The organism is Synechococcus sp. O70.2 (genome assembly GCF_047462135.1).
Classification (GTDB): Bacteria; Cyanobacteriota; Cyanobacteriia; order Thermostichales; family Thermostichaceae; genus Thermostichus.
This window is the reverse complement of the sequence record NZ_JANSIS010000001.1, coordinates 481,559-502,276: the sequence shown is the minus strand read 5'-3', so window position 1 is coordinate 502,276 and position 20,718 is coordinate 481,559. Positions and strand designations below refer to the sequence as shown.

General features: G+C 60.6%; 20 protein-coding genes. 14 read left to right on the top strand and 6 right to left on the bottom strand.

The annotated features are described in order from the left end of the window. Positions 1-9: 9 nt before the first annotated feature. Positions 10-915 carry an SDR family NAD(P)-dependent oxidoreductase gene (locus NW812_RS02350; RefSeq protein WP_414393700.1) on the bottom strand — a complete coding sequence of 302 codons (906 nt, stop codon included), beginning with the start codon at positions 913-915 and terminating at the stop codon, positions 10-12. A gap of 129 nt (positions 916-1,044) precedes the next feature. Between NW812_RS02350 and NW812_RS02345 the strand changes: the two genes are divergently transcribed. After that, positions 1,045-2,043, top strand: coding sequence for a ribose-phosphate pyrophosphokinase (locus NW812_RS02345; protein WP_414393698.1), 999 nt, complete (start codon positions 1,045-1,047; stop codon positions 2,041-2,043). Here NW812_RS02345 and NW812_RS02340 read toward each other — a convergent pair whose 3' ends face one another. Then, entirely contained in the window at positions 2,044-3,024 is a 981-nt protein-coding gene (locus tag NW812_RS02340) for a septal ring lytic transglycosylase RlpA family protein (protein WP_414393696.1), read from the bottom strand. Between the two features lie 239 nt (positions 3,025-3,263). Here NW812_RS02340 and purM point away from each other — a divergent pair, with 239 nt between their 5' ends. The 5 genes from purM to NW812_RS02315 all read left to right on the top strand — a co-directional run bounded on the left by purM (position 3,264) and on the right by NW812_RS02315 (position 9,262). Further along, a complete protein-coding gene (purM, locus tag NW812_RS02335; RefSeq protein ID WP_414393693.1) occupies positions 3,264-4,310 on the top strand; it encodes a phosphoribosylformylglycinamidine cyclo-ligase in 1,047 nt (348 codons plus the stop codon). A 138-nt stretch (positions 4,311-4,448) separates the two neighbouring features. Beyond that, positions 4,449-5,459: an ABC transporter ATP-binding protein gene (locus tag NW812_RS02330; RefSeq protein WP_414393691.1), complete on the top strand. Its 1,011-nt coding sequence runs from the start codon at positions 4,449-4,451 to the stop codon at positions 5,457-5,459. Further along, positions 5,456-6,241: an ABC transporter permease gene (locus tag NW812_RS02325; RefSeq protein ID WP_414393689.1), complete on the top strand. Its 786-nt coding sequence runs from the start codon at positions 5,456-5,458 to the stop codon at positions 6,239-6,241. Before NW812_RS02330 ends, NW812_RS02325 begins: the two co-directional genes overlap by 4 nt. 24 nt (positions 6,242-6,265) lie before the next feature. After that, on the top strand, positions 6,266-7,834 hold the full coding sequence (locus tag NW812_RS02320) for a GldG family protein (protein ID WP_414393687.1): 1,569 nt from the start codon (positions 6,266-6,268) through the stop codon (positions 7,832-7,834). A gap of 18 nt (positions 7,835-7,852) precedes the next feature. Continuing rightward, positions 7,853-9,262, top strand: coding sequence for a DUF4340 domain-containing protein (locus tag NW812_RS02315; RefSeq protein ID WP_414393684.1), 1,410 nt, complete (start codon positions 7,853-7,855; stop codon positions 9,260-9,262). Here the strand turns inward: NW812_RS02315 and NW812_RS02310 are convergent. The 3 genes from NW812_RS02310 to rpsF all read right to left on the bottom strand — a co-directional run bounded on the left by NW812_RS02310 (position 9,259) and on the right by rpsF (position 10,660). Next, positions 9,259-9,792, bottom strand: coding sequence for a universal stress protein (locus NW812_RS02310; protein ID WP_414393681.1), 534 nt, complete (start codon positions 9,790-9,792; stop codon positions 9,259-9,261). The genes NW812_RS02315 and NW812_RS02310 overlap by 4 nt on opposite strands. A gap of 112 nt (positions 9,793-9,904) precedes the next feature. Next, positions 9,905-10,300, bottom strand: a complete 396-nt coding sequence (locus NW812_RS02305; protein ID WP_414393678.1) for a single-stranded DNA-binding protein — start codon at positions 10,298-10,300, stop codon at positions 9,905-9,907. Between the two features lie 69 nt (positions 10,301-10,369). After that, positions 10,370-10,660, bottom strand: coding sequence for a 30S ribosomal protein S6 (gene rpsF, locus NW812_RS02300; RefSeq protein ID WP_414393677.1), 291 nt, complete (start codon positions 10,658-10,660; stop codon positions 10,370-10,372). Between the two features lie 193 nt (positions 10,661-10,853). On the opposite strand from rpsF, the gene NW812_RS02295 reads away from it, so the two are divergent. The 8 genes from NW812_RS02295 (at position 10,854) to NW812_RS02260 (ending at position 18,377) form a co-directional block, all read left to right on the top strand. After that, entirely contained in the window at positions 10,854-11,102 is a 249-nt protein-coding gene (locus NW812_RS02295; protein ID WP_414393674.1) for an acyl carrier protein, read from the top strand. Between the two features lie 63 nt (positions 11,103-11,165). Then, a complete protein-coding gene (fabF, locus tag NW812_RS02290) occupies positions 11,166-12,431 on the top strand; it encodes a beta-ketoacyl-ACP synthase II (RefSeq protein WP_414393671.1) in 1,266 nt (421 codons plus the stop codon). A 12-nt stretch (positions 12,432-12,443) separates the two neighbouring features. Further along, complete coding sequence (locus tag NW812_RS02285; protein WP_414393669.1) at positions 12,444-12,713, top strand: hypothetical protein; 270 nt, start codon at positions 12,444-12,446, stop codon at positions 12,711-12,713. Positions 12,714-12,805: 92 nt separating this feature from the next. Beyond that, the gene (locus NW812_RS02280) at positions 12,806-15,274 is read left to right on the top strand and encodes a heavy metal translocating P-type ATPase (RefSeq protein WP_414393666.1); all 2,469 of its coding nucleotides are present in this window, start codon (positions 12,806-12,808) and stop codon (positions 15,272-15,274) included. 288 nt (positions 15,275-15,562) lie between these two features. After that, positions 15,563-16,096, top strand: coding sequence for a DUF4388 domain-containing protein (locus NW812_RS02275; RefSeq protein WP_414393663.1), 534 nt, complete (start codon positions 15,563-15,565; stop codon positions 16,094-16,096). 172 nt (positions 16,097-16,268) lie between these two features. Further along, positions 16,269-16,838: a GTP-binding protein gene (locus tag NW812_RS02270; RefSeq protein WP_414393660.1), complete on the top strand. Its 570-nt coding sequence runs from the start codon at positions 16,269-16,271 to the stop codon at positions 16,836-16,838. A 29-nt stretch (positions 16,839-16,867) separates the two neighbouring features. Further along, on the top strand, positions 16,868-17,296 hold the full coding sequence (locus NW812_RS02265) for a hypothetical protein (protein ID WP_414393658.1): 429 nt from the start codon (positions 16,868-16,870) through the stop codon (positions 17,294-17,296). Between the two features lie 157 nt (positions 17,297-17,453). Continuing rightward, the gene (locus NW812_RS02260) at positions 17,454-18,377 is read left to right on the top strand and encodes a fructosamine kinase family protein (RefSeq protein ID WP_414393655.1); all 924 of its coding nucleotides are present in this window, start codon (positions 17,454-17,456) and stop codon (positions 18,375-18,377) included. 52 nt (positions 18,378-18,429) lie between these two features. On the opposite strand, the gene glyS is transcribed toward NW812_RS02260, so the two are convergent. Beyond that, positions 18,430-20,622, bottom strand: coding sequence for a glycine--tRNA ligase subunit beta (gene glyS, locus NW812_RS02255; RefSeq protein WP_414393651.1), 2,193 nt, complete (start codon positions 20,620-20,622; stop codon positions 18,430-18,432). Positions 20,623-20,718: the final 96 nt, after the last annotated feature.

The following is a 20,718-nucleotide window of genomic DNA, read 5'->3' as shown; positions in this document are numbered from 1 at the left end:
CCACAGAGGCTAGGGGATCCCGGCGGCAGTAGGTTCCTTTGCCCTAGCGGGCACCGGGGCCGAGATAGGGAGGCCATAGACACGTCGCCACATAGCGTCAGCTAGAGCGGCCGGCATTAGCCGCATCAGCCCCAGAGCCAACTTGCCGCCTGTAAAAGCAGTGTAGCGGTCGGAAGGATGAGGGTCGGTCATGGCCCGTAGGATCGGCTCTACCACCTTTTCCACTGGCCAGGCCATTCTGTTAAAAGAGCGGGCCAGCTCGGCAGCTTTGCCCAAGATGGCCTTGTAGGGGCCGTTGGGATTGACAACGGCAGCAAAGGTCTCTTCAGCCACGCGGCTAAACTCGGTGGCCACCGGCCCCGGCTCGATCACAATAACTTTGATGCCAAAGGGAGCTACTTCCACCCGCAAGGCATCGCTGAGGGCCTCCACGGCAAACTTGGTGGCGTTGTAGACGCCGCTGAAGGGCATCGAGATCTGGCCAGCCACGGAGCTGAGGTTAAGGATGCGGCCGCTGCCCCGTTCCCGCATTTGGGGCAAGAGGGCGCGGGTAAGGGCGTGCAGGCCAAACACATTGACCTCAAACTGGCGCCGCATCGCCGCCACATCCACCTCTTCCACGGGCCCCATTTGGCCGTAGCCGGCGTTGTTGACCAGGATGTCCACTCGGCCAAAGTGCTCTAGGGCCTTTTGGGCCAGCGCCTCCACCTGGGCGGTATCGGCCATGTCGGTGGGCACTGCCAGCGCCTCTACTCCGTGCTTCTCCACCAAGGTTTTGACCTCTTGCAGCAGCTTCGCGCGGCGGGCCGCTAGCACCAGGCAAGCTCCGCGTTTGGCTGCTTCCAGGGCGACGGCCTTCCCAATGCCGGCAGAGGCCCCCGTAATCAGCACCACCTGATTGGCAAGTGAAGGCATGGCTTTCCTCCCTGCAAACTTTCTCCATCCTAGAGGGACTTCAACCTAGTTGCTGAGGGGGGAAAAGCTGATGCTACGATAGCGAAGCATGCCTTCGGGCGCTACTACGGACGAGTTCAACACCGATCTGTGGTTCGCTCTGCCCCCTTTCTTCGTCCCTCCCCGCTGCCGCCTGTTTCTGAGAGCAACCGACTGAAGATATTTTCCGGCAGTGCCAATCCAGCCCTGGCCCAGGAGGTAGCTCGATATTTGGGCTTGGATCTAGGGCCAATCCTGCGCAAGCGCTTTGCCGATGGCGAGCTGTACATTCAAATCCAGGAGTCAATTCGCGGCGCTGATGTTTACTTAATCCAACCCACCTGCCGCCCAGTCAACGATCACCTCATGGAGCTGTTGGTGATCATTGACGCCTGCCGCCGCGCCTCTGCCCGCCAGATCACTGCCGTTTTGCCCTACTACGGCTACGCCCGCGCCGACCGCAAGACTGCAGGGCGGGAAGCCATCACCGCCAAGCTGGTGGCCAACATGATTACTCAGGCGGGAGCCCACCGGGTGCTGGCCATGGATCTGCACTCGGCCCAGATCCAGGGCTACTTCGACATCCCCCTTGACCACGTCTATGCCCAGCCGGTTCTTCAGGCCTACCTCAAGGAAAAGGGCCTGCTGGAGGAAGACATTGTGGTTGTGTCTCCTGACGTGGGCGGCGTAGCCCGGGCTCGGGCTTTTGCCAAAAAACTCAAGGAAGCTCCGCTAGCTATCATTGACAAGCGCCGCCAGGCCCACAACGATGTGGAGGTCATGAACCTCATCGGCGACGTGCGGGGCAAGATTGCCATCCTTGTGGATGACATGATCGACACGGCGGGCACTATCTCTGAAGGGGCAAAGTTGCTGCGCAAGGCAGGAGCCAAGGCAGTTTACGCCTGTGCCATTCATCCCGTCTTTTCCGATCCCGCTATTGAGCGCCTACGGGGTGGCCTCTTTGAAGAGGTGATTGTCACCAACACCATTCCTGTTCCCCCAGAGAAGCAGTTCCCCGGCCTCACCATCCTTTCGGTGGCCAGTGTCCTAGGGGAAGCCATCTGGCGTATCCACGAAGATAGCTCTGTCAGCAGCATGTTCCACTAACTAGCGGCGCCGTAGCACTTCCAGGCGCACTGGGGCAAGTCCTGCGCGGACCATGCCTAGGGCTTCTGCCGCCCGCAAGGAGAGGTCGATGATCCGACCTGGGATAAAGGGGCCGCGATCGTTGATGCGCACCACTGCCTGGCGGCCATTTTTCAGGTTGGTTACCCGCACCTCGGTCCCGAAGGGCAGAGTAGGGTGGGCTGCCGTCATCTCATGCCGAGTGGGGTGCAGGTCGTACCAGGAGGCGATCCCTTCCTGCACTCGCTCGACCATGAGAAGGGGATCCTGCTGAGCTGGCCTTTGCGGCGGCCGAGCGGCGGCCCTGGCAGGTAGAGTGGCAAGCTGCGGCAAGGTGGGAGCGGGGAGAGGAGGGGCATCCAGCAACAGCCGGCGCAGCCGATTGGCGGCCAAAAGGGCGGTATCCACTGGGCGTTGGCTATCCACCAGCAGCACGCCCTCGTCAATGCGCAACAGTTCCTGGTCGTTGACCTGAACGGCATAGAGGGGATCCCGGCCTTGGAACTCCGTCCAAGCTAGGGTGATGGTGGTGTCTTTCAAGGATCCCTGCGCCATTTGGTTGAGCTGGGCCACCAGAGAACTGGCCCGGAGCAGCGGCGGCTCCAAGCGAGGGTGCTCGATAAAGGTGACGATGGGCAAGTCCCGCACATAGACGGTCACTGCCTGCCGCCCGTCCATTGCGTAGGAGTAGAGGGTGGCAATGGGTTGAAGAGCAGACTGCCGCTGTTCGCCAATCTTGAGGATAGGCTCTTCAGGTAGCGGGGAGAAACTTGCCTGAGGGGAAAAGTCCTGCACGTTCAAGGTGCCAAGTTTTGCGGGAAGGGAAGCCTTGAACTGGGGAGCAAAGACCAGATCGGCGGCAGGGGAGAGCGAAGGGTTTTCCAGCGGTAACTCTGTTGCGTGGGTGGGGGCGGATCCCCTGCGGGCTGACGCTTGGGCCCTTGCCTCACTCAGCAGGCCCATGGGCCAGCTCAAGGCTGTGACACAGAGACAGCTAACCAAGCCCAGCTTGGGGGCAGGAGCCAGTCCCTGTCCGAGCCATTTTTGAGTTCGCATGAGGCCGCGCTCCTCTTCAACTCGTCCAACTTCCAACGCGAGGGTTAAAACAACGGAAGTTAATGTACCATGGATTTTTGAGGTGACGGCTTTGCCCGCCCAGGCGCAAAAGCCCAAGCCCAGTTATCACAAGGCCTTTCGGCATCTTGGACTACCGCTCAGCAGGGGTTGACATCGCTCGCGGACGCGCTTTTGTCCAAGGGATTCGGGAGCGCGTTGAGCGGTTTGGTGCAGGTTCCCCAGGACTTTTGGGGGGCATTGGCGGCTTTGCCGGCTTGTTGGAGTTGCCAAAGGGCTACCTTGCCCCGGTGCTGGTTGCCACTGCCGATGGAGTGGGGACTAAGCTGGAGATTGCCCAGCAGTGGGGGCAGCACCGCGGCGTCGGCATCGACCTGGTGGCCATGTGTGTCAACGATGTGCTGACGGTGGGAGCCAGGCCGCTGTTTTTCCTGGACTACATTGCCACTGGCAAGCTGGAGCCGGAAGCCCTCTGGCAAGTCATCGATGGCATCTTAGCGGGCTGCCAGGAAGCCGGATGCCAACTGCTGGGAGGGGAGACGGCGGAGATGCCGGGATTTTACCTGCCTGGAAAGTACGACCTGGCAGGATTTTGTGTCGGGATCGTGGACAAGGCAGATATCCTAGACACCGCGCGGGTGCAGTTGGGGGATCGGCTGTGGGCCTTGCCCAGCAGCGGCCTCCACAGCAACGGCTTTAGCCTGGTGCGGCACATTGTGGCCGAGCGGCGCTGGCCTTGGGATTACCAACCCCCTGGCTGGGATCGACCGTTGGCAGAGGTGTTTCTCACCCCCACCCGCATCTATGTCCAAGCAGTGCAGAAACTCCAAGCAGCAGGGGTCAAGCTCCACGGCATGGCCCACATCACCGGCGGCGGCATCCCGGAAAACCTGCCCCGTTGTTTGGCTCCTGACCAGGCGGCGCGGATAGAGCCCCACAGTTGGCAAGTTCCGCCGGAGTTTCTCTGGCTGCAGGAGCAGGGCCAGGTGGAAACCTTGGAGATGTTCAACACTTTCAACTTGGGGGTGGGCTACGTGCTGGTGATCCCTCCTGAGGAGGAGAATCGGGTGAGATCCTTGCTCCCCGAAGCCTTCCCCATTGGGGAGGTGGTGGCGGCCCGCCCTGGGGAGAGCCGGGTCTTGGGGCTGGAGGAGTGGGGATCCCTAGCGCCTTGAGTCCCCACCAAAAGGGGGATGGGGATCCCCTGTGCTCCTGCTGAGCGTCGCTATGCTAAGTTTGCAGATGGCCTCGGCGTCTGCCTTAGGCCTTCTGGGCCAACAACTGCCGCTAACTCTCTAGGCGAGGAAGCGCCAATGACCGGTTTACCCACGGCTCCAGTAGCCAGAGCTGCCATTGAAGTGGAGCACCTCAGCAAAACCTACGGCCGCTTTACCGCCATCCGCGATATTTCTTTCCAGGTCAATGCCGGCGAGATCATGGGGTTTTTGGGGCCCAACGGCGCCGGCAAGACCACCTCGATGCGCATTTTGGCAGGGTATCTACCTGCTACGGAAGGAACGGCGCGGGTGGCTGGGTTTGATGTGCACGAAAACCCGATGGCGGTGCGGCAGCGCATTGGATATTTGCCGGAAAACCCGCCCCTCTACCCCGATATGACGGTGGAGGCCTATCTGCACTTTGTGGCCCAGATCAAGCGGGTCAGTGCCGGTGACCGACCTAGGCGAGTAGACGAGGTCATCCGCCGCTGCAGTCTGGAAGACAGGCGCCACACCCTTATCCGCAAGCTCTCCAAGGGGTACAAGCAGCGGGTGGGCCTGGCCCAAGCTCTGGTGCACGACCCGCCGGTGATCATCCTCGACGAGCCCACCATTGGGCTGGATCCCAAGCAGATTATCGAAGTGCGCAACCTGATCAAAAGCCTGGCAGGAGAGCACACCATTATCCTCTCCACCCACATCCTGCCGGAGGTAAGCATGACCTGCGACCGGGTGGTGATTATCAACCGCGGCCAGGTGGCAGCTGTCGGCACGCCCGCTGAGCTGACGGCTCAGTTGCAGGATCGGCAGCAGGCAAAGCTGGTGGTGGGGGCAGCCGAGGAAGCGGCCATTCGAGCAGCTCTGCAGAACCTGCTGCACGTGGAGGTGGTAAGTGTACAGCCCTTGGCCGCGGATCCCCCTCGCTGGCAGCTGCAGCTCAAGAGCAATGCTTCCGCAGAGGGCTGGATCCCAGAGGTGGCTAGGGCTCTGGTGCAGGCAGGGATCGACCTCTACGAGATTGGCCGTCCTCAAGCTTCTCTGGAAGAAATTTTCCTGCAGCTCACCACCCAAGAGGAAGCAGCAGGCGCGTTGGAGGAAGCGGCATGAACGGCGTGGTTGCCATTTTCCGCAAAGAGCTGCGCGGCTACTTCACCTCCCCCATTGCCTATGTGGTGGCGGCAGTGTTTTGGGGGCTGGCAGGGTTTTTCTTTGTCAACATCTTGGTGCGGGTCATCAATTTTTCCCAGCAGGTGGATCTGTTTGCCCAGTTTGGCCAGGAGAACCCTTTTGATGCTGCCACCATCCTGTCGCAGCAGTTTCTCAATCTGCTGGGCACCCTTTCCTTATTTCTATTGCCCATCTTCACCATGAGCTCCTATGCCGAAGAGCGGCGGCGGGGCACCATGGAGCTGCTGGCCACTTCCCCCATTACCAACCTGGAGGTGGCCCTGGGCAAGTGGCTGGCGGTGTGGGTGTTCTTCATTACCTTGCTGCTGCCGCCGCTGGTTTACCACGTGCTGGTGCTGAGCAGTTCTAACCCAGCAGTGGACTACCGCCTAACCCTGATGGGCTATGTGGGGCTTGCTTTGCTGGCCGGCAGCGTCATGGCTTTGGGGTTGTTCATCTCTTCCCTAACCGACAGCACCCTCATTGCTGCAGTGGCCACCTTTGGGCTCATCCTGCTGCTTTGGGTCATCGACGCTGCAGCGGGCCAGGAAAACACGTGGATTGCCGCTACCCTGCGGCATGTCTCGCTGCTGCAGCAGTACAGCAACTGGGTCCAAGGGATCCTCAGCAGCAGTAGCATCGTCCTTTTCCTCAGCATCATCCTGCTGGGGTTATTTGCCACGGTGCAAGCGGTGGAAAGCCTGCGCTGGCAGCAAGGCTAGAGTTGTCCTGGGAGGCGTGCGCCGATGAAGGATTGGCGGGTACTTGCAGATTGGACGGGGATCCTTGGGCTGGGCGTCATCGCCATTGGGCTGGTGGTGGGAGCTGTCCTCACGGGCTGGACGGCTGTGCCGCTGAGCCTGCTGGCAGCAGGCCTGGCCCTAGTGGTGGTGTGGGGCCTCACCCACCAACGGGAAGTCGGCGTCTTCCTGGGCCTGCGCTCTACTCAGACCAACGCCAACATCCTGGTGGCGGTGACGGCTATGGCCGTCATTCTGGTGCTGGTGAATGTGGTGGCGGTGCGCTACGACCTGCGCCTGGATCTCACCGAGGAGGGCCTGTTTACCCTGTCGCCTCAGACCCGGCAGCTGGTGCAGGGACTGGCGCAACCTGTTAAAGTCTGGGCGGTAACCACCGCTCCCGATCCCAACCTGCGGGAACAGCTGGAGCGCTACCGCCGCCTCAACCCCGACCGCTTCCAGTTTGAGTTCGTCGATCCCAACCGCGATCCTCTCACCGTCCAGCGGCTGCAGGTAACCCAGAACAACACGCTGGTGGTGGAAGCTGGAAACAGCCGCCAGCAACTGCCCCAGCCACCCGCCCCTGAGTTGGAGAGTAAGCTCACCCCGGTGCTGGCCAAGGTGGTCAACCGCGGCGAGGTGGTGGCCTATTTTGTCCAGGGACATGGGGAAGTAAGCCTAGAAGCTCGAGAGGGCACCCCAACCCTGGCCCAGGCGGTGGCCGCTCTCAAGCAGGAGGGCTATCGAGTGGAGCCCTTGAACCTTGTCCAGGCCGAGATCCCCGAGGAGGCGGATGTAGTGGTATTGGCGGGGCCGCAGCGGGCTCTGTTTCCTGGCGAGGTGGAGAAGCTGCAAAACTACCTGGCCAAGGGAGGGCGGCTGCTGGTCTTGATTGGGCCGCGGGTGGATGCCGGCCTGGATCCCTTGCTGCAAGAGTGGGGCGTGGTTCTAAAGGATGACCTCATCCTGGAGGTCAGCAGCATCAGCCAGCTTCTGGGGACAGGGCCAGCCGTAGCCTTGGTTACGGACTACGGGGATCACCCCATCACTGCCCCGCTAGCTGCCCAGCGGCTGATGACCCTTTTCCCTCTAGCTCGCTCGGTGGAAACCCAAGAGCGGCAAGGGATCCAAGCTACCCCTCTGCTGCGCAGCAGCCCCCAGAGTTGGGGGGAAACCAGCCCCAATCTGGAAAGCGGCCCGCTGCAGTTTGAGCCAGATCAAGACAAGCCCGGCCCCCTAACCCTCGGCGTAGCCCTAACCCGCCGCCTAGATAGCGAGAAGAAGGAGTCAGAATCCCAGGAGGCGCCGCCAGAGGCCCGCTTGGTGGTGGTTGGCAATGTCAACTTTGCCCTCAACGGCAACTTGCGGCAGCAGGGCAACCGCGATCTTTTCCTCAACACCCTCAACTGGCTTGCTGAGCGAACGGAACAAATCTCCATCCGCCCCAAGTCCATTACCGACCGCCGTCTCACGTTGACGGAACAAAACTTCCGCTGGTTGATCCTGGGATCAACGGTGCTGCTGCCGCTGGTGGCGTTGGGCTCGGGAGCCGTGCTCTGGTGGCAAAGGCGGTAGAGCGGGAGGAGGACAAGCATGTTCAAGCGCAGCACTTGGATTCTCTTGGGCTTGGCAGTGGCTGCTCTTCTGGGGTATTTCCTCCTTGACAGCTTTCAGCAACTGCGCCAGCAGCAGCAGGCGGAGCGGGCGCGGCTCTTCCACTTTGCCCCCGACACCATTGCCCGCATCGAGATCCGCCAGCAGAAAGACAGCCAGCCAGAAGTTATCCTCCTGGAGCGGACCCCGGAAGGAGAAAAGGGATCCCGTTGGCGCATCCGCCAGCCTATCCAGTCAGCGGCGCTGGACTTCCCGGTGGAGCAGTTGCTCAACACCTTCTCCCGCCTCACGCCTCAGCTAACCTTGGAGGAAGCTAACGATCTAGCTGCTTTTGGCCTGGATCAGCCGCGCCAGCAGATTGCCCTCTTCCCCAAAGAAGGGGAGCCCTACCGGCTGGCCATCGGCAATGACAACTTCGACGGCTCCGGCTTCTACGCCCAGCCCGAAGGGGGAAAAGTAGTGCTTCTTGCCAGCAGCCAAAAGGGATCCCTGCTGCCTTCCCTCTTGGCTTTGCGGGACAAAACCCTGCTGAGCTTTGATAGGGCAGCGGTGAAGTCTCTCCAAGTGCAACTAGCCGAGGCAGAGGTTGTCCGTTTGCAGCGGCAGGAAGAGACTTGGCAGATCGTCAAGCCCCGGGTGCTGCCTGCTGATGACCTCAATGTCGACCGTCTGCTCAATACCTTGTCTCGCCTACAGGCGGTGGAGTTTCCGGCTGAAACCAAGGCGGAGCTAGCTCGCTACGGTCTGGAGCAGCCTTCTGCCCAGCTAACCGTTGAGCTTAAGGACGGCAAAACCCTGAGCGTAGCCTTGGGCTCGGAAAAAGAGGGCCAAGTGTACGTCATCACCTCTGAGCACCCGGCGGTGGCTACCCTCCTCACCAGCACTGCCGACATCCTCCGCGCTGACCTAGAGGAGCTGCGGGATCACCGCCTCGCCCGCCTCAACCCCAACCAGGTAGGTCAAGTTACCCTGGAGTTGCTGGAGGAGCGAGTTACCCTCAACCCTCTGCCCCAGGAGAAGGGATCCCTGGAGGTGCGCTGGGAAAACCCAGAACGGCCCGGCCAGGTAGTCAACCTCAGCTCCCTCTTTGCCAGCCTCAACGCTGCCCGCGCCAAGGAGTTCGTGCCCGCAACCGATCCCGACGCTCAAAAGGCCCTAGCTGCTCCCGACCTTACCCTTGACATTACACCCAAGCCTGAGACGGAGCAGGAGCCCTTGACCCTGAGCCTAAGCTCTGCTGGCCTGCGGGCCTACGCTCGCAGCAGCCGCCAGCCCGATATCGCCGTGCTTGACCTTAGCACCTTCAACAGCATTGAAACAGAGGTCAAGCGTCTTCTGGAGGAGAAAGGGGCAGAGGAAGGAACGCCTGCTCCCACCGCTTCGCCCTAGGAGGGCGGGGCAGCCACCTGGTTTGCCTGGGGCTGGGATCCCTTCTTCAGGGTCTCCCCCTGGATGGTGAGAACTGAGCAGGGGGCGCGGTGGAGCACGTAGTTGCTGACGCTGCCCAAAAACAGCTCGCTCAGCCCAGAGTAGCCACGGCGACCCACCACGATGAGGTCGGCTTTCCAGGAGCGGGCCAAGTCGCAGATAACCCGGCCAGGGCTACCGTAGCTGAGGTTGCATTCAGCCCGAACTCCCTCCTCAGTCGCTTTTTCCACCAGCGAGCGCAGATAGTTCATCTGGTTTTGCTCGAAAATGGCGCACTGCTCCCGGTAGGACTGCCACAGCTCGGCACTGAGAGCAGAGCTGTAATCCATGCCCAGAATCATAGGGGGCTCTGGGGCACCGGGCTCTTCCTGAGACAGAACATGGAGGATCATCATCTCGGCCTGCATGGCTTTTGCCACCTGCAGAGCCCCTTGAAATACCCCTTCGCTCAGCTCCGACCGATCCACTGCCACCAGAATCCTTTTGAACATACCGATTTCCTCGACCGCATGAGTCTCTCTTGGCAATAAGGAGCAACCTATCCTCCTGGGGGGCGGGCGAAACCTAAACCCCCTTACCTAGCCAAGTAGGAGATCCCTAGGGCTAGAACGGAACCTCGTCTGGGTTGAGCGGAGGGGCGGCATCTTCTTCCCCAGGCTCCCCGCTTGCCTCGCCCATCTCAGTGAGGGAGAGAACGCGAGCAGAGCTGAGTTGATGAATGCGGCGGGCAGTAATCTCCGCCAGCTTTTCCTTTCGTCCATCTCGCTCCACCACATTCATGTGCAGCTGACCCTCTACCGTGATCTGATCCCCCACCCGACAGGTATCCACCACCCGCTGGGCCAGCTCCCCAAAAGAGGAAACCCGCACCTGGTAGGGCGGCTCCTCTGGGCGCAAGCTGGGGAAGCGCAAGAGCAAAGAGGCAACTGCCAAGTTGTCAGGTGTGTAGCGCAGCTCTGGCTCGCTCGCTACCTCCCCCATCAAAACAATCGAGTTCATAACAAAGCCACGGGAAGTTTGCTAGGGCCTTATATTTCTAGTCTGTGCTCTGGCCGGGATTCTGTCGACTCAATCCAGGCGCAGGGTCATGTAGCGCAGGACGTTCTCGTTGATGCGCAGATTCTTCTCCCAGGTGGCCACTGTCTTCGGCTCGGCCTTGTAGTTGACCTGGATGTACAGTCCTTCCTTAAACTTCTTCATCTCAAACCCGGCGAAGCGGCGCTTGCCACGGTTGGTAATTTCTAGCTCAGTTGCCCCGTTTTCTCGCAAGAGAGACTCCTGTTCGCTAAGGAGTTGGGCGAGGGGTTCCTCCGAGAGGTCGGGGCGCACAATCAGCATCGTTTCGTAAGCGCGCGGCATGGAAGCAGGTTCTCCTTGAGCATCCAACTTGAGGTGCAGTTGACTATCCTAGCTGCTCTTTCTGGAACCGGAAAAGCCACCTCCCCCCTCTGCGGCCAAAAAAGCGGGTAGAGCTCCGTAAGAGGAGAACCTTTCTCCGATACAATAGGGGGTGCTTCGATAGCCATAGCTAAGAGACTCTAGGGTTCCAAGCATGAGCGCCGAGGAAGTTTACCAGCGTGTTCGCAAGATTGTGTCCGAGCAGCTGGGAGTGGAAGACGACAAAGTAACCCTGGAAGCCAATTTCCAGAACGACCTAGGGGCTGACAGCCTCGACACGGTCGAGCTGGTCATGGCCTTCGAGGAGGAGTTCGATCTAGAGATCCCCGATGAGGACGCTCAGGGCATTGCCACTGTGCAGGATGCCGTCAACTACATCCTCTCCAAGAAGAAAGCTGCATAACCTGCGGGAGGATGGGGGCCTTCCCCTGATTTAGCGTTGTCTACAGATCCTGCCCTTGCTCCTATGTCCGTTCCACTCCCCTCCAAGCGTCGCGTCGTCATCACGGGGCTGGGGGCAATAACCCCGCTTGGCAATTCTCCTGCTGAGTTTTGGCAGGGCTTGCTGGCAGGGCGCTCTGGCATTGGGCCAATTACCCACTTCGACGCCTCCCGCCACGAGTGCCGCATTGCTGGGGAGGTGAAGGGGTTTGATCCCCTCGACTACCTAGATCGCAAGGATGTCAAGCGCACTGACCGCTTTGTCCACCTGGCGTTGGCTGCCACTCAGCAGGCTCTAGAGGATGCCCAATTTCGGATTACCCATCTCAATGCTGAGCAGGTGGGGGTGGTGCTGGGTAGCGGCATCGGCGGCATCCGGGTCTTGGAAGAGCAGCAGACCATTTATCTCCAGAAAGGGCCAGATCGCTGCAGCCCCTTTATGGTGCCGATGATGATTGCCAATATGGCAGCAGGCCACGTGGCCATTCACTTTGGCGCCAAGGGGCCCAATTTCTGTACTGTAACAGCCTGTGCTTCCGGCTCCAACGCCATTGGTGATGCCTTCCGGCTCCTGCAGCGGGGAGAGGTACAGGCTGTGATTGCGGGGGGTACGGAGGCAGCCGTAACCCCTCTGTCGGTGGCCGGGTTTAGCGCCATGAAAGCTCTTTCCACCCGCAACCACGCCCCGGAGCAGGCCTGCCGGCCCTTTGACCGGGATCGGGATGGCTTTGTCATGGGGGAAGGGGCAGGGATCCTGCTGCTGGAGGAGCTGGAGCATGCTCGCGCCCGCGGCGCCAAGATCTATGCCGAGATCGTCGGCTACGGCCTCACCTGCGACGCCCACCACATCACCAACCCCGCCCCCGCTGGCGAAGGTGCCGCCCGTGCGATGCGGCTAGCCCTTAAAGATGCCGGGATCCAGCCTGACCAGGTGCAGCACATCAACGCCCATGCCACCGGCACGCCTGTGGGGGATGTTGCCGAGGTGCAGGCCATCAGGGCAGTTTTTGGTGAGCATGCCCCTCGCCTAGCCATCAGCGCCACCAAGTCCATGACCGGCCACCTGTTGGGGGGATCAGGCGGCATTGCCACCGTAGCGACGGCCCTAGCCATCTACCACGGCTGGGTTCCCCCCACCCTCAACTTGGATAACCCCGACCCCGAGTGCGAAGGGCTGGACTTTGTCCCCCATAAGGCGCGGCAGATGGCTGTTGACGTGGCCTTGGTCAACGCCTTCGGATTTGGGGGGCACAACGTGACCCTGGCCCTGCGCCGCTATTCCGCCGACTAGGGGATCTTGCCCATGTCCACCCCCGAAGGCCCCTTGCCCTCGATTCGTCAGCAGGCTCTGGCTGCCCTGACTGCAGAGCTAACCCAAAGAGGCCACCCGCCTGAGTATGCCCAGCACATGGCGGCGGCGGTGATTTTTCAGGCCGATCTGGATCTCTGCACAGCCCAGTTGGCGCGCCTCCTGAGTTGGCTCAAGCAAAACCACCCCAATCTCTATCCAGAGGCAGTGCAACTGGTGGATGCCACCCGCGAGGAGTTTGAGCGGCGAGTTCAAAGGGGGTAGTGGCGGGGATCCCAGCGTTAGGATGGGGAGAGTACCCCTCATTCCTGATTTTGCCGATGGCGCCAAAAAGCGAGGTCGAGGGAGTCCCCGTAATGGCCCCTGCAGAGGCGCCGCACCCTGGGGAAGAAACCCAGCCAGCCAAGCCCGCTGTGGAGGATAGGCCCTCAGAATTGGCTGGGAACGGATCCCTGCTGCTCCAAGTAGGGGGGATGAGTTGTGCTGGCTGCGTCCGGACCGTTGAGCAGCTGCTCCTAAGCCAGCCTGGAGTGGTCAAGGCCAGGGTTAACTTGGTTACCGAGTCGGCCCTTGTGGAATTTGCCCCCGGGATCCAGCCTGACCCAGAACAGCTGGCCCGGATCTTGACAGAGGCGGGGTTTCCCAGCACTTTTCCCCAAAATCAGGCCCCCTTGGCAGCGGGCGAAAAGGCCCTGGACGCGCCCGCGGATCCCCTGGCCCGGCAGCGGCGGCAAACCCAAGACCAAATTCGCCAGGCCCTCGCCGCCGCTTTTTTGCTGCTGGTCTCTGCCGCTGGCCACCTGGATCTGTTCACCCGTTTGGGCTTGCCCGTTCTCAACGACGTCTGGCTGCACTGGGGGTTGGCGACGTTGACTTTTCTTGGCCCAGCTCGGGGCATTGTCCTGGACGGCTGGCGGGCGGCGCGGCGGCTAGCTCCCAACATGAACACGCTAGTTACCCTGGGATCCGGATCCGCCTACCTGGCCAGTTTGGTGGGGCTGTTGGCCCCGCAGGTGGGTTGGGAGTGCTTCTTCGACGAGCCGGTGATGCTGCTCAGCTTCATCTTGCTGGGACGGGCGCTGGAACAGCAGAGCCGTCTGCGGGCTGCTAGCAGTTTGCAGGCTTTGGTGAGCCTGTGTCCCACCTCAGCTCGCCGGCTGCGAGCCCAGAAAGGGCTGGGATCCGACTGGGTATCCCAGGAGGGAGAATGGTGCCCCATTGAACAAGTCCAGGTAGGGGATTGGCTGCAGGTGCGCGCTGGCGAACAGATCCCGGTGGATGGGGAGGTTATTGCCGGCCAGGCCATGGTCAACGAGGGCATGCTCACCGGGGAATCCCTACCCGTGCTCAAACAGCCAGGGGATCCGGTTGTGGCCGGGACGGTCAACCAATCGGGAGTGCTGCTGTGTCGGTCTACGCGCACTGGGAAAGACACCATCCTGGCTCAGATTATCCGGCTAGTGGAGGAAGCCCAAGCCCGCAAGGCCCCCATCCAGGGCCTGGCCGACCGGGTGGCCGGTTACTTCACCTACGCCGTAGTGGCGCTAGCCTTTCTCATCTTCGCCTTCTGGTACTGGATCGGGATCCCTCTTTGGGGAAGCGAGATCCTGATGGGAGTTGGCCTCCACTCCTACCTGCACCTGGGGGGTCACCCCCCTCCTTCAACTCCCCTGCTCCTCAGCCTTAAGCTGGCTATCTCGGTGCTGGTGGTGGCCTGCCCCTGTGCGTTGGGATTGGCCACGCCGACAGCCATTCTGGTAGGCACCGGCCTGGGAGCGGAGCGGGGACTGCTCATCCGCGGCGGCGACGTCCTGGAGAAGACTCACCGCTTGCAAACAGTCGTCTTCGACAAAACCGGCACCCTCACCCAGGGGGATCCGCACCTGACGGATTGCCTTGCCCTCGACCCCTCCCTGGATCCGGCTCGGCTGCTGCAGCTGGCGGCCACCGTGGAAAGCGGCACTTGCCATCCTCTAGCCCAAGCCATCCTGGGAGCCGCCCGCGAGCAAGGACTGCCCCTGCTTTCTGCCGACGAGTTTTACACCCAGGCGGGAGTGGGAGCCTCGGCGCGGGTGGAAGGAAAGCAGGTTATCTTGGCCTCCCTCGAGGGGCTGGCTACCCTGGGGATCCCGATTTCCCCTCCAGCGCAGGCCCAAGCCGAGGTGTTGCTGCAAGCTGGCAAAACGGTGGTGGGCGTGGCTGTAGAGGGATCCCTGGCAGGGCTGCTGGCGGCCCAGGATCCCTTGCGGCCTGATGCCCAGGCAACGCTGCAACAGCTCCAGAAAATGGGCCTACAGGTGGTCTTACTGACTGGGGATCGAGCCGAGGTGGCTCACCAGGTGGCCCAAGCCTTGCAGGTGCCAGGGATCCGCGTCATCGCCGAGGTGCAGCCAGCCGACAAGGCTCAAGTCATCCGAGATCTGCAGGCCCAGGGCCAGAGAGTTGCCATGGTGGGCGATGGCATCAACGATGCACCAGCTTTAGCCCAGGCCGATGTGGGCATTGCCCTGCACTCTGCTACTGCTGCCGCCCTGGAGACTGCCGATATCATCCTCATGCGCAACCGCCTCTGGGACGTCGTGGAAGCCATCCGTCTCAGCCGCGCCACCTTTCACAAGCTCCAGCAAAACCTCCTCTGGGCTATTGGCTACAACCTGCTGGGGATCCCGCTGGCAGCAGGGGTGCTCCTGCCCGCCTTTGGCATTGGCCTGAGCCCGGCAATGGCTGGGGGTCTCATGGCCTTGAGCTCCCTCAGTGTAACCCTCAATTCGATTCTCTTGAGGAGAACATTTGTGCCCCGTGAATTTTCGAGTAGCTACAGCTAAAAAGTGTTAGAGGCTGCGAACAACCGAACATTGATTGTTAAATATTTGTTAATCTTCCGAGTTTTTACCGAGCTGCTGACATAGCAACTGCTGCATACAAGTTAGGAAAATTTAGCAAGTTCGACTAACTCTGACTAAAAAATGCATCATCTTTAACCTTTTGCAACCTGGGCTTATGATTAAGTCCAGACTAGCCCATGAGAGCACTCTTTGGTTTTTTGCCTAACAGGGCAAGATCCATGAAAATACTGGAGAAACTGATCCTAGAGGGGCAAGGGGAGTAAAAGTATGGCAATGCTAGGGGATCTTCAGGAATTCTCCCTGAGCGACCTATTGCATTTGATGGAGAAGGGTAAGAAATCGGGGCAATTGTCTGTCTGGGCGCCCAATGGTATCTACCGCATCTGGCTTTATCAAGGCCGGGTGATTGCCGCTTTGCCCCCTGAAGAAAAGCATCGCTTGGAAAACCTGCTGACTGGCTCTAGGCTAGTGGACAGCCAGGTGCTTAGCCAGTTGGTTGCCAGGGGTCTGGAGGAACCTCTGGGGCGTTGCCTGCAGCAGCAAGGGTTGATCTCCCCTGTAGATTTGGTCAAGCTCTTTCGCCATCAACTGCAAGTGGGGCTCTACTGCCTCTTTGCCTTGGAAGCGGGCCAGTTCAGCTTCTTACCCAACGTACCGTTGCCCTATCAGGAGATGACTGGCTTAAGCAAGGAGGCTTCGGCCGTAGTTTTGGAAGGGCTGCAGCAGCTGAAGCAGGGTCAACGAACGTCGGGAAGAAAACTTGCCTCAGCCGGACAGCTACTTCTGGCGCACCAGCCTTGAGCTTCCTCTATTGAGCAAGCCTACCTTGAGGTGGCCTACAACGCTGTGCAACAGGAAACGGGTATGAGCGAGGCCTTGTTTAAACGCTTGATCGCTACCGGAGCTAGCAGTTTAGCTTCTTCCTAACCAATTGGGTTTGAGCGAGCTGGTCTTTCGTGGGGGGAAGCTCACTATGGACAATATTCTCCGCATTGTTGTCACCGGGCCCGTGGGCGCTGGAAAGTCCACCTTTATTCGCACCATCAGCGAGATAGAGGTGGTCGATACCGATTGCAAGGCCACCGATGAGGTGGCAGAGCTAAAGCAAAGCACAACGGTCAGCATGGACTTTGGCCGCCTGAGAATTGGCGAAGAGGAAGAAGAGATGTGGCTGCATCTCTACGGCACGCCCGGCCAGGCCCGCTTTGGCTTTATGTGGGATATTTTAATCCAGCGCGCTCATGGCTACGTTCTTCTGGTGCCTGCCCACCTGCCTGGCCAGTTTCGCAATGCCCAGGCCATTCAAGCCTTTATGAGGTCCAGAACCCGTGCTCCCTCAGTTATTGGGATCACCCACGTCGATCACCCCCATGCCTGGGATCCGGAAGACATTTTGCTGATCCTGAACAACCAAGACGGCTCAATTCCCCACACGACCTTAAATGCTCAAGAGCCGGCTTCTGTGGCCAACACGCTGCTCCTATTGGTTGAGCAACTGATGCCCCAGGTGGTTGTCCCAGCAGAAGATGCTAAGAAATGTTAAGCTAGGGGGAGTTGGGTCAGCTAAGTCTTATGGAGTCCCTCTACCTCAGCGGCGAGTTTTCCCGTAGCCTTGTCAACCCCCCTATCTACTCGGCCATTGCCCTGCTCAGCTTCTTTGCTATTATTTTCGGCATCATCTTTAAAGACAAGTTGGAATACCAGGTAGCCCTTTGGCAGCAGAACCGAGAGGGCCAGGGGCAGATCCGCTACCGCACGCCGGGGATCATCCTCAGCTACACCCTCTGCAATCTGTTTGCCTTTGGCTTTGTAGCTGCCTGTTTACACGTTTTTGGCCTATCTCTGGCTTTGGCGGCCTTGGTCGGCGGGATCCTTGTCTTCAGCACAGCAGGACTGATCTGGTGGCGGCTGGGATCCCTGCTGGAGCTGTTGGCAGTGGGGGGATCCCAAGCCATTGAACTCGACTTTTTGGATGCTGAGGCAGCGGTAGAAGGAGAATAGCAGCTTCTGGGCTCTCGCCAGGCGGCCAGAAAGGCGGCGGAGGTTATCACCCAAGCGAGAAATGGACGCGGCAGGCAGCTTTGCTACGCTGGTAGCTGGGTCGGTTGCCGGACTGACACCGATAGTTCATCTAACTAGCCCAGCTAGCCCAGTATTGATGCAGAACTTTTGGCAGGCCGTTGCCCAGCACCTCTCTGAAGCCACAGGGGATCCCTTGCATCCTCTACACTACCGTCCCCTGGGCGGGGGCAGCATCAACGCCGCCTACCAGCTTTCCTGTGTGCTTCAGGCTTCTTCTGGCCAGGAAAGACGGGACTACTTTGTCAAGGTGGCGGGGGGAGGAGAAAGAGCGCTGGAGATGTTTGCAGCAGAGGCAGCGGGCCTGCAAACCTTGGCGGCGGCCAATGCCGTGCGGGTGCCACAGCCGATTGCCTGGGGATCCTTTGATGGGCAGGCTTACCTGGTGCTGGAATACCTGGAGCTGAGTTCGCCCCGCCCCCAAACGGGAAGTTTGCTGGGATCCCAGTTGGCCCAGTTGCACCGCACGCTCTCCCCCAACGGCAACTACGGCTGGGATCGCAACAACACCATTGGTTCGACGCCGCAGATCAACAGTTGGCGGCAGAACTGGGTGGACTTCTACCGAGAACAGCGACTGCTCTACCAGGTCAAGCTGGCTTGTCAGCGGGGTTACCGCGGCGCCTGGGTGACGCAAGCCGAGCGGGTAATGGCGGAGCTAGAGACTTTCTTTCGCAACTACCGGCCCGTCCCGTCTCTGCTACACGGGGATCTCTGGGGCGGCAACTACGGCGCCTTGCCCGATGGCTCGCCGGTCATTTTTGACCCAGCCACCTACTACGGGGATCGGGAGACGGATCTGGCGATGACTGAGCTTTTTGGCGGCTTCCCGGCGGAGTTCTACCGGGCCTATCAAGAGGCCTATCCCCTGGACGAGGGGTATCCTCACCGCAAGCCCCTCTACCAGCTCTACCACTGGCTCAACCATCTCAACTTGTTTGGAGAGGGCTACCTGGGCTCAGTGCAGCGGGCCTTGCAGCAATGCTTACGCTTTCTTGCCTAGTCTTGTTCTACTCCCTCGCCTACGCTTAGTTACTGGGATAGCCAGCCGGCAGCTAGCGGCTCTTCTCTGGCGCCGCTTCCCCGGCCATGACCACAGCCCCCATATCTCCCAGCAGGCGAGACTGGTTGCGCAATATCCCCAACAGGTTCAGCCGGTTGGCTCGCAGGCTGGGATCCGGATCCATGACCAAAACCGCCTCGAAGAAACGATCCACTGCAGGGGCTGCTGCCTGTAGGCTCCCCACCAGTGGGGTAAAGTCTCCTTGGCAGGCTGGCCCCACGCCCAGCCAGTAAACTCTTTGACAGGCTTCGTACAGCTCCTGCTCTGCCGTCTCCTGAAACAGCCTAGGATTCACTGCAGCCGCCGGATCCAGCACGGCGTAGTCCAAATTCCCTTGGGTGGCCAGGCGGGCGCAGCGGTTGAGGGTGGGGTAGAGATCTGCCAACTCTCCAGTCGCTCGCAGATGCTGCAGGTACTCGGCCCGCAGCAGGGTGAGAGGCAGGTTGCTCAAAGCCCGCAAGGTCAGTTCCGCTTTCTGGGGCTCCTTGCCGTGGACAGACTCGGGATCCCCGACCACGGCTCTGACCAAGTCGTAGTCAATTCGCTTTTCCTCCTGCAGAAGGATTTGCAGCCGCTGGGCCAGAAACTCCTGCAAGGCCTTTAAGGTCCTTTCGTCTCCCGCCGCGTAGTCCCGCACCACCTGGCGCAGGAGCTCATTGACATCCAACCTCCAGTCAGCCTCCCAGGCAATCAATACCAGGCTGTTGGCAGCCCGCCGCAGGGCAAAGCGATCCGAAGAGCCCGTAGGGATCTGCCCCAGGTGGAACATGCCCACCAGGGTGTCTAGGCGATCTGCCCAGCCCACGACCCGCCCGGTCAAAGAGGTGGGCAGAGCCTCCCCTGCCCCCAAAGGCCAGTAGTGCTGCTCGATCCCCTCGGCCACGGCTTCAGGCTCGCCGTCCTGGCGGGCGTACTCGGCGCCCATGATCCCCTGCAGCTCTGGGAACTCGTACACCATTTGGGTAACCAAATCTGCCTTGCACAGGTAAGCCGTGCGATCCACCAAGGCCTGCTCTTGGGGATCCAAGTTCAAGGCAGTGGCAATGAGGCGGCTGATGTGGCGGATGCGCTCTACCTTGTCGCGCATCGATCCCAGCCCCTCGGCAAAGGTAACCGCCTGGAGACGTTCCACCCGCTGGGCCAAGGGGAGGCGGCGATCCTCCTCGTAGAAAAAGCGGGCATCGGCCAAGCGGGCCCGCACCACACGGCTGTTGCCTGCCGCAATCCGCTCCGCTTGCCGGGGGTCGCCGTTGGAGATGGTGATGAAGTAGGGCAGCAGTTTTCCGGGATCCCGCCCATCCCGCACGGGAAAGTAGCGCTGGTGGGCAATCATCACCGTTTCAATGACCGCAGGGGGCAAGCGCAAAAACTCCGGCTCAAAGCGCCCCAGAACTGCCGTTGGCCACTCCACCAACTGCACCACCTCCTGCAGCAGAGCAGAGGGGATCTGGGCCTGCCCGTTCACCTGCTTGGCTAGCCGGGTCACCTCCGCCTGGATGTGCGCTGCCCGCGCTGCCGGGTCGGGGTTTACCCCTGCTGCTTGCATCTGCTGAACGTAGCTCTCGGCCCGCTCCAAGACGACCTGCGGGGATCCCAAGACGCGGTGACCACGGCTTACCCGACCAGCCACTAAGCCCGACGGAGGATTGCCGTCAGGGGTAGGCCAGAGCAGAGGCAGCACCTGATCGTCCCAGAGGGAGACCAGCCAGCGGATGGGGCGGGGAAACTTGAACTCCCCGTAGCCCCAGCGCATCATCCGCTTGCCGCTCAAGGAGGTGATCCAGGTGGGCGCCAATTCCTGGAGCACCGCTGCTGTTGGACGTCCCTGCACCCGCTGCACGGCAAAGACAAAGGAGCCCTTCCCCACCTGCCGGATCTCTAGGCTAGTGGGATCCACCCCCTGTTTCTGGGCAAACTTTTCCCCGGCAGGGGTAAGCCGGCCGTCTTGGTAGGCCACCTGAACTGGCGGCCCCTTCACCTCCAGAAGGCGATCCGGCTGTTGGGTGGGCAGCCCCTGCAGCAGAACTGCCAGGCGCCGCGGCGTGCCGAAAAGCTGCATCTGCTCGGCCTGCAGATGGGCTTCTGCCAAAGAGGCCGGGATCCCCGTCCTCCACTGCTCTAGGGCCGAATCCACAAAACTAGCTGGCAGCTCCTCACAGCCAACTTCCAGCAAATAGGCAACCATAGGTTCCGCCCGGCGCTAGCGACGTCTTTCCTCGGCGAGGGTGGGTGTTGATCGCGATTTCTCAGTCTAGCAGGGGAAGCGGGCTGCCGTTTGAGC